The organism is Spirosoma jeollabukense (assembly GCF_054777855.1).
In genome coordinates, this window is sequence record NZ_BAAHAD010000031.1 from 1 (window position 1) to 7065 (window position 7065).

A 7065-nucleotide genomic window follows, 5' to 3' on the forward strand; every position below is an offset into this window, starting at 1 on the left:
CTGCTGACGTAACTCCGGTTTTGTATTTGCATCGATTGGGTCCATAACAGTTATGTCAGACGTTTTGTCGGACACATAGTTAAAGGATTTTTCAGGTATATACAAAACCTAGGTTTTGTCAGCGCAAACAAACTTAGGTAATCAACTTGTCATAATTCAGATTATACAACAGTTTGATCGAATGAAACAGACTGAAGGACTTTCCAAATATCTTTCGACAATTGAAGAATACTACCCTTTGGAGTTAATTCCCGATGGGATCGCATTTAAGATCAGTCGGGAGCAGTTCTTAGCCCCGTTTCCGGCTCAACTTAAAAGAGCCTGGCAAGAGGCAGAAGCCGCTGCGGGGGAATGGACTATATTGATCGAAAAGATTAGGGGAAAACCTTGGGTTCAATTTATACGAAATCATGAATTAATGACCCCTCAGGCTTACAAGCTAGTTATTGGAATTAAACAAGAACATCTCCAGCCTAGCTCCTCGCTTGTTGTTTTCTTAAGTTTCATTGACAAAAAAATTGGGTTGCTCTACGTCGATCACAGTGCCAAGCTAAGCAATCAGCATCCAGTTTATGACTATTCGCGCAACCCTAACCAGCAACGACCAATTCCTTATGCGTCCTATTTGCCATTCACTGAATCGCACGAGCGCTATACACCCGAGTTACTAACCGAAATCGCTAGTATTTTTCCTGGGTTCACCTTATTTGATAATCACTTGGCCGATTATAAAGTAAGTGCCATCCAGACAGAGGAAGACTCCTACTTCAATATTGATTTGTTTATGGTCTTTTTTGAGCGTGGATTTCCCGCGGGCTTACCTGCCTAAAACTGTACTATTTGGGCAGCATAGCTTGCTAGATTAACATATTGGCACTTATACAACACTCTGCAATGGCTAGATCTTTTCAAACTTACGTTGTTATCCTAGTCATACTAGCTTTACCTATTTTCTATTTTTATGGTTCGAGGTTTTCTATATTTTCACCCGTAATGAACTGGTGGATAATTTATTACACTATTTTTTGTTCAGGCCCTGTTCTACTTGCTTATGCTTTATGGCTTCGATTATCAACTAGTGAAAAAACTCTTTCGTCTGTCACCTTCCTATTAGGTAGTGCATGGATCATTTCTGAAATATTCATCTTTACTAAGGCAGCCTTTTAGATAAAACATAGTCTTCGAATTGAAGACTCATAAATGATTTCTAAAAAAAATCTCTTTACATAAAATCAGTTATAAAACGGGTCTGGGAATAGTACAACTCACTGCCCCACAGCAGGTTAGTACTATTCCCAGACTCGTTTTATAACTACCATTATGTAAATAGATTTAAGATAGAAAAAGTCAAAATAGAAGAAAGTATAAACCTTAGAATATTATTAATAAATTAGCGGGATTTAATTTATTAATAACTAATAACGCCTAGTAGATGCAGTCCAGTAGTTGCTGCCGAATTTGCCAAGCTTTATTGAGCTGTCGTTGATAATTCTCTAAAATAATTCGGTAATTATCGAAAAGAGTGTTCTTTTCATTATATGCTGTAAATGAAGATTGCTGCTTGTCTAGAAATTGATAGGTTCTTGTTATTCTGCCTTCTAGAGCCACAATCTGCTCTTCACAAAAAACCAGTTTCTGCATTTTAATTGAGTTAGTTGTCAAGAGCTTCTGAGTGGCCTCCGTTTTTACTGTCTCCAGAAGAGCGATCCACTGGTTTTCCAATTGCTGAATAGGCTCTTGAAACGGGCTTCCATCAAAAGCTTCTACGGGTAAGTCAATGACCTTGCCTTTCTCAATCAGATGCGCTTTCAATAAGGCATGACCTTGAGCAGTCAGTTTACTCAACAGTTCAAACCCGGTTTCTAATGTGTTGAGTTGACAGAAAAACTCCCTTCTCTGTAAAATCGAATCGGTTGTGACAATTGATAAAATCATTGGTGCTTTTTAGCTAAAAGAAAACGCCAATGATTTAGTTTATGAAAATGATAATGTGGTCGTCTATCAGTGTTACATAAATGCGCTTATGTAAAGTATAGCCTCCCTAAAAAGACAGAAATCCTCCCTCAAGCCCCAAAAGCTATATACTAAAGTTTGAGGGGCCTGGACCTACCCTCTTTTATGAGCATTCATTTCGATTTGGTAAGCCAGTCTTATATCTTTGATTACCGTACTTAAAGCTTAATCTATGCATACATATTCTACCCATGATTTCGACCGGATCGGACGTATTATCCGGCTGATCAAGATTCATCGGCAAGCCGAAACACCCATGGCCCTGTGCCTGAATCGAGAGCAGTATTTGAAGTACTACTTACACACGAGTGACTGGGCCTTTTGGCAGGCCTTACAAGCCGACGAGTTACCTCATTTATCTTCCCCTAACTGTTAGTGGGATTGGGCGGTTAATCTTGGAATATTCCCTTAACATAAGATTGCTTATACAACAACCCTAAGAAAAGTCCAACTATCGCTTCTGACTTGGACCTTTCTTTTGTTGCTGGATGGGAGTCTCAACGAGTTGCTTTAACTCCCCCTTTTTGAAGCCTAGGGCTGCCGTCGTCGCTTGTCCGTTTTTGTCCGAATAGAGATACTGACCATCGGGCCCTGGACGACGGGTGATGGGCGGATTGGTTTGGGAAGCCGACTGGAGCCGGTTGGTAAACTCAGTTAAGTTACTGGATGCCTTAGCGGCCTGCCGTAAACGATGACCCATACTGGCCACCCAATCCTTATCCAGTCCTCTAGACCCCTCAACAGCCGGTTTGGAAGCGGGCGAAGCAGGGGCGACGGCCGGGCTTATCGAAGGCGTAGGGGATTGGGCCTGACGGCTTTCTTTCAAGGCGTTGTAGCGATTCACCAGCGCATTGTATGTCTCCATGTGGGCCTTCCCTTTCTCGGCCATCTCCCGGTAGCGTAGCCGCTCCTGTTCCAGGGCCAGCTCAAGTTGGCCCAACTGGGCAGCTAGCCCATCATACTGCTGCCGCAAGTCCGCCAGGGTATCCACCAGATCGGGCAATTTTTCGGCTTTCTCCTTTTGCTGTACATACGCCTGGTAGGTGCGCTGAAGCTGTTGTTTCAACTGCTCAATCTTGGTCTGATCAGCCGGATCGGGCTTGATAACCTCTTTGATCACTTCAACTTCTTTAATGACCGTTTTAGGCTCGTGATTTAGCAAAGCATGCTGCATGGCATTCCGCTTCTCATAGGCCACGTCCCGCTCATGCCGTAGTCGATTGATTTCGGCTTGCTGGCCAGCGTCAGGCGTTTGAATCTCCACCACCGCTGGCTTCTGTTCCAGTTCGTGTTTGAGCCGCTCAATTTCGGCCTGGTATTCGGCTCGGTTGGCCTCGAGTTGGGTGGCCAGCTGCCGGTATTTGTAGCCCACCGCCGATCCTTTCACCGGCTGGCCATCTCCTTGCTGAAAGCTGATGCCATAGATGCCCTTGCTATTCGTCGCTAGTTGGGTGGTAATCCCTTTCTCCGCCAGATCGGTGGTTAATTCAGCTAAAGTCGTCGGTTTTTGCTCGGCCAACACCTGGCTTAGGATAGTAGCGATACCAGTTCGGTTGGCCTGGGTCTGCTCGCTGTGGTCCCGTAGACTCGTCCGCTGCTCGGGTAAGGTCTGTAAGCTCAGCGCCTGCTCGATCTGACGCGTTGTTTTGACATTGCGCGCGTAGTTATGACTCGTATCCAAAGCCGGACCAGCATCCAGCCGGACCCGGTTGATGTAAATGTGTACGTGAGCGTGGGCGGTGTCGTGATGTTGGAAGATGGCCACCTGGTGCTGGGCGGGATCGGCCCCCATCGCCGTGCAGTACTGCCGGGCAGCGGCTCGCCACTGGTCGGCACTCAGCTGCTCGCCGGGTTGGGCCGATAAGGACGTATGCCAGACGGGGGTGCTACAGCGGCTGCCCTGCGCCACCGCCGCCATTTCAGCGGCCATCCCTTGCCAGTTGTAACTGATCAGATTGTAGCTATCCAGCAAAGCCACTTTGGGCTGTTTGTGCTGGCGCTGCTGCACCGTCAGATCCGCGGCCCCATAGCCCAGGGCGCTATCAAAACTACGGCCGGTGGTGGTTTTGGCGATCATACCAGGAGCTGGTTAAGTTGGGTGATTAATGCCTGAATGCCGGCCAGATCGAACTGGCCCGTGTGCGCGTAGCGGGTTAACTGGTTTAAGTTATTGGCGATACTGGCCAGCTGCGCCCGTTCGGGTTTGGTCAGGATGGCTGGGCCTTCAGAACCGGCAGCGAGCGTGGCGGCAGGCTTGGACCCCAATGCCGATCGGCGCAGATACTCGGATACCTTTAACCCGGCGGCTTCTGCCTTTTGTGCAATCTTTTTGCGTTCCTCTTCCGTCACGCGCAGATCCAGACGATGGGTTTTAGATAGCGTTGTTTCCATGTTGTGGGGTAGCTGGGGGTGTCGGGGCCTGCCCTGACCAGGCCAAGCCCGGTAGCGTAGCGTGAAGCCGGGCGGTGGACATTGGGCGCGCAACAACCGACGATAGGAGGGCAGTTGTGTGTACAATGTCATGGCTTGCTTTGCTACCGACAAACCAAAAATACGCACAACATCGCACAATGTCAAGTCGATTCGAAGAGTAGACGACGGGGCCGAAAAAAGCAGTTAGGAAGTACGGGTAGCAGCCAGGTATAACAGGGGAAAGACAGGTGGCCTATTTTCCCCTGTTATACTAAAGGATGGAGGAGGAAAGGGTAGACAATAATGAAATAGTACAAATTGTGGGGCATTAAACTATAAACGTAGTTTCGCGCCCCCGGTGCGGGTTTTAGTTTTTGCTTTCTTTTCCTCTTTCCAATTTGACAGTCTTGTTTGCTGCTTTTTTGGGTGTGGATAACTCGGTTTTTTTACCCCTTTTTACCTCTCAAAAGCCGTTTTTTTGGCATTTGCACTTTATCATATATTACTTTTGCAAACTTTACGGCTCCGTAACTAATTGATTTTTAGCAGGTTATGGGGGTATTTTATGCGTAATTGACGGAGTTTTATGCGTAATTGACGGAGTTTTTTAGGGTATTTTATGCGTAATTGACGGAAAAGGAGGCATTATATTTATTAGTTATATGCTTTTTATTTATTTTTACGCATAAAATGAATTCTATGGTACAGATTGATACGTTCAAACAGACTAATGCTATCACTGGAGCTCGCTATGACTATACTACAACAGAAAAGCGTTTAGTGTATCTGTCTTTGATTGAGGTTATGAAAACCGTCCAAGATGGTATAACAAATGACTTTTTTAACAGAGATCTCGACCTATTCATCATGGAAGATCAAATGAAGAAGTCAGATCCTAATGACAATCGCTATCGGGACTATCGTAAAGCGGTTGTTAGTTTGCGTAAGAAGGACTTTTCGATTGATGAAACGGATGGAAGCTGGACAGAAACTGGCTTTGTAACAAGAGGAAAATATAAGAAAAATAAAGGTTTAGAGGTAAGCATTTCTAGAGACGTTTTACCCTACTTGTATGAACTTACAAAGAGATTTACAGTACTGGATGCTACTGTTGTCATGACTTTAGCGAGTAAGTTCTCTCAACGGTTTTATGAGTGGTGTTGCCAGTGGCGATCCATTGGCAAATTTGAGTTTACACCGGATGGCCTTCGGGATGTACTTTGTATCAAGCTCGCTACAGCTCAGCTAAAACGAGATGTTATTGAAGTAGCTCAGGCTGAGCTAATGAGAATGTATGAAGACGGGATAAGTGACATATATTTCACTTATAGCGAAGAACGAGGGGGACGCGGACGGGGAGGATCTGTAAAGCGGTGGACTTTTCAAATCCACACTAAAAAGAAGCAAATAGCTCAGGAAAGGGCTAAGAACGAGGATGTCGTCTTCGTCATGCGGTTTTTAGGGCAAATCTTTGGGAAAGACTCACCACTGATAGATCAGGCTTTAGAAGCCCTTAAAACGCACGAAAACGTCAAGATATTTGCTGACCGAGTAGACGGACTGCAAACGTCGGGCAAACTTGATCGAACTAAGAATAAGCCTGGTTATATTCGTTCAATTCTTCAGAAAGAATTTGGCCTCGATAAGAAGTAAAAAAGCGTAGTAAAGCTGTCATGTAACCAATAAAGGATAAGCAAATGAATGCAACTGCAATTCGTCAAGGCATTAGTTACGTCACTAACAGCAAGGGGGAAAAGACGGCTCTGCAGCTAGATTTAACCAATGAAGCTGTACAGGAGATCGTAGAAGACTTAATGGATACCCTTGATGCTATAGAGCGACGTAGTGAGCCTACGCGCCCTTTTGAAGACCTGAAAAACGAAATTTTGGCAAGCCGTGGTTTATAAGATTGTCGTTACCGAGTCAGCGGCTAAAGAATTAAAACGGATTCCGGCCAAAATGCAGGACCGGATATTCGAAAAAATACAGGACCTATCAGAGGAGCCCAAACCACATGGCCATAAGAAGTTGAAGAACTTCGATATGCCAGGCAGCGACCAAGATGACTATTATCGGATTCGAGTAGGAGATTACCGTGTCATCTACACGATAGAAAATGAGCAGGTAACTATCTTAATCATGAAGATAGCTCATCGTAAAGATGTTTATGAGTAGAAACGTTAGCCAAACAAACGCTGGAAAAAACCCCTTTTTTCTTGTACCGGTATCCGTTCAGCAAGCTGAGTAATCATGCCTTTGATATCATCTAGTTCAGTACGCAGATCTTCCTGTTTCATGGGTGACTGATTCCCTTTTTTTAGCTGTTCTTGAGCATACTGGCGTAGATCTTCATTCATATACTGACCAATGGTCTTGCCTGTTCGTGTCGCGGCCTTTTCTATAGCCGTTCGCGTTTCCAAATCCACACCTCTAACTGTCCAGGGTGTTACATCAGGAGCTTTACGAGGACGTCCACCTCTATTTTTGTCTGTTTCGGGTTTTGTCTGACTTAACTCTGGTTCTGTCAGCGCTACTTCTGTGAGCTGCTGACGTAACTCCGGTTTTGTATTTGCATCGATTGGGTCCATAACAGTTATGTCAGACGTTTTGTCGGACACATAGTTAAAGGATTTTTCAGGT

Annotated in this window: 9 protein-coding genes; 5 read left to right on the forward strand and 4 right to left on the reverse strand. The window is 45.2% G+C overall.

Annotated features, from left to right (window positions below; translation table 11 throughout):
* Nucleotides 1-181 precede the first annotated feature (181 nt).
* Nucleotides 182-829, forward strand: a complete 648-nt coding sequence (locus ACYVEA_RS33970) for a hypothetical protein (RefSeq protein ID WP_461117832.1) — start codon at nucleotides 182-184, stop codon at nucleotides 827-829.
* 596 nt (nucleotides 830-1425) lie between these two features.
* On the opposite strand, the gene ACYVEA_RS33975 is transcribed toward ACYVEA_RS33970, so the two are convergent.
* The gene (locus tag ACYVEA_RS33975; RefSeq protein WP_461117833.1) at nucleotides 1426-1935 is read right to left on the reverse strand and encodes a hypothetical protein; all 510 of its coding nucleotides are present in this window, start codon (nucleotides 1933-1935) and stop codon (nucleotides 1426-1428) included.
* Nucleotides 1936-2185: 250 nt separating this feature from the next.
* Between ACYVEA_RS33975 and ACYVEA_RS33980 the strand changes: the two genes are divergently transcribed.
* Entirely contained in the window at nucleotides 2186-2389 is a 204-nt protein-coding gene (locus ACYVEA_RS33980) for a hypothetical protein (protein WP_461117834.1), read from the forward strand.
* A 75-nt stretch (nucleotides 2390-2464) separates the two neighbouring features.
* Here ACYVEA_RS33980 and ACYVEA_RS33985 read toward each other — a convergent pair whose 3' ends face one another.
* Together ACYVEA_RS33985 and ACYVEA_RS33990 are read right to left on the reverse strand one after the other, a co-directional pair.
* Nucleotides 2465-4090, reverse strand: a complete 1626-nt coding sequence (locus ACYVEA_RS33985) for a relaxase/mobilization nuclease domain-containing protein (RefSeq protein WP_461117835.1) — start codon at nucleotides 4088-4090, stop codon at nucleotides 2465-2467.
* Complete coding sequence (locus ACYVEA_RS33990; protein WP_461117836.1) at nucleotides 4087-4536, reverse strand: plasmid mobilization protein; 450 nt, start codon at nucleotides 4534-4536, stop codon at nucleotides 4087-4089. The genes ACYVEA_RS33985 and ACYVEA_RS33990 overlap by 4 nt, the downstream gene beginning before the upstream one ends.
* A 588-nt stretch (nucleotides 4537-5124) precedes the next feature.
* Here ACYVEA_RS33990 and ACYVEA_RS33995 point away from each other — a divergent pair.
* From ACYVEA_RS33995 to ACYVEA_RS34005, 3 genes are read left to right on the forward strand one after another with little or no spacing between them, the layout of a single operon-like run.
* On the forward strand, nucleotides 5125-6078 hold the full coding sequence (locus ACYVEA_RS33995; protein WP_461117837.1) for a RepB family plasmid replication initiator protein: 954 nt from the start codon (nucleotides 5125-5127) through the stop codon (nucleotides 6076-6078).
* Nucleotides 6079-6122: 44 nt separating this feature from the next.
* The gene (locus tag ACYVEA_RS34000) at nucleotides 6123-6332 is read left to right on the forward strand and encodes a hypothetical protein (RefSeq protein ID WP_461117838.1); all 210 of its coding nucleotides are present in this window, start codon (nucleotides 6123-6125) and stop codon (nucleotides 6330-6332) included.
* A complete protein-coding gene (locus tag ACYVEA_RS34005; protein ID WP_461117839.1) occupies nucleotides 6322-6600 on the forward strand; it encodes a type II toxin-antitoxin system RelE family toxin in 279 nt (92 codons plus the stop codon). The genes ACYVEA_RS34000 and ACYVEA_RS34005 overlap by 11 nt, the downstream gene beginning before the upstream one ends.
* Before the next feature lie 5 nt (nucleotides 6601-6605).
* Here ACYVEA_RS34005 and ACYVEA_RS34010 read toward each other — a convergent pair.
* Nucleotides 6606-7065 (reverse strand): hypothetical protein (locus ACYVEA_RS34010; protein ID WP_461117840.1); only part of this gene is annotated, 460 nt, incomplete at its 5' end.